General features: G+C 57.9%; 3 protein-coding genes. All 3 read left to right on the forward strand.

Annotation, left to right across the window (positions count from 1 at the left end; all coding sequences use genetic code 11):
- Positions 1–86: 86 nt before the first annotated feature.
- The gene (locus RTW80_RS25590; RefSeq protein WP_000158905.1) at positions 87–485 is read left to right on the forward strand and encodes a DNA-packaging protein FI; all 399 of its coding nucleotides are present in this window, start codon (positions 87–89) and stop codon (positions 483–485) included.
- An 11-nt stretch (positions 486–496) separates the two neighbouring features.
- Positions 497–850 carry a head-tail joining protein gene (locus RTW80_RS25595; RefSeq protein WP_312720859.1) on the forward strand — a complete coding sequence of 118 codons (354 nt, stop codon included), beginning with the start codon at positions 497–499 and terminating at the stop codon, positions 848–850.
- Positions 851–861: 11 nt separating this feature from the next.
- Positions 862–1,201: phage tail protein (locus tag RTW80_RS25600; protein ID WP_312720861.1), on the forward strand; the 340-nt coding region annotated here is incomplete at its 3' end.

Raw genomic sequence — 1,201 nt, forward strand, 5'->3', positions numbered from 1 at the left:
CTGCTGGCTGACCCTGATGAGTTCGTGTCCGTACAACTGGCGTAATCATGGCCCTTCGGGGCCATTGTTTCTCTGTGGAGGAGTCCATGACGAAAGATGAACTGATTGCCCGTCTCCGCTCGCTGGGTGAACAACTGAACCGTGATGTCAGCCTGACGGGGACGAAAGAAGAACTGGCGCTCCGTGTGGCAGAGCTGGAAGAGGAGCTTGATGACACGGATGAAACTGCCGGTCAGGACACCCCTCTCAGCCGGGAAAATGTGCTGACCGGACATGAAAATGAGGTGGGATCAGCGCAGCCGGATACCGTGATTCTGGATACGTCTGAACTGGTCACGGTCGTGGCACTGGTGAAGCTGCATACTGATGCACTTCACGCCACGCGGGATGAACCTGTGGCATTTGTGCTGCCGGGAACGGCGTTTCGTGTCTCTGCCGGTGTGGCAGCCGAAATGACAGAGCGCGGCCTGGCCAGAATGCAATAACGGGAGGCGCTGTGGCTGATTTCGATAACCTGTGCGATGCTGCCATTGCCCGCGCCGATGAAACGATACGCGGGTACATGGGAACGTCAGCCACCATGACATCCGGTGAGCAGTCAGGTGCGGTGATACGTGGTGTTTTTGATGACCCTGAAAATATCAGCTATGCCGGACAGGGCGTGCGCGTTGAAGGCTCCAGCCCGTCCCTGTTTGTCCGGACTGATGAGGTGCGGCAGCTGCGGCGTGGAGACACGCTGACCATCGGTGAGGAAAATTTCTGGGTAGATCGGGTTTCGCCGGATGATGGCGGAAGTTGTCATCTCTGGCTTGGACGGGGCGTACCGCCTGCCGTTAACCGTCGCCGCTGACAGGGGGATGTATGGCCATAAAAGGTCTTGAGCAGGCCGTTGAAAACCTCAGCCGTATCAGCAAAACGGCGGTGCCTGGTGCCGCCGCAATGGCCATTAACCGCGTTGCTTCATCCGCGATATCGCAGTCGGCGTCACAAGTTGCCCGTGAGACAAAGGTACGCCGGAAACTGGTAAAGGAAAGGGCCAGGCTGAAAAGGGCCACGGTCAAAAATCCGCAGGCCAGAATCAAAGTTAACCGGGGGGATTTGCCCGTAATCAAGCTGGGTAATGCGCGGGTTGTCCTTTCGCGCCGCAGGCGTCGTAAAAAGGGGCAGCGTTCATCCCTGAAAGGTGGCGGCAGCGTGCTTG

The sequence above is a fragment of the Escherichia sp. AM3 genome, from assembly GCF_032029835.1.
GTDB classification, from domain to species: domain Bacteria; phylum Pseudomonadota; class Gammaproteobacteria; order Enterobacterales; family Enterobacteriaceae; genus Escherichia; species Escherichia coli.

What these genes read in the sequence shown, in the direction of transcription:
- RTW80_RS25590 (WP_000158905.1), top strand. Translation starts at nt 87, where the DNA reads ATGACGAAAGATGAACTGATTGCCCGTCTCCGCTCGCTGGGTGAACAA.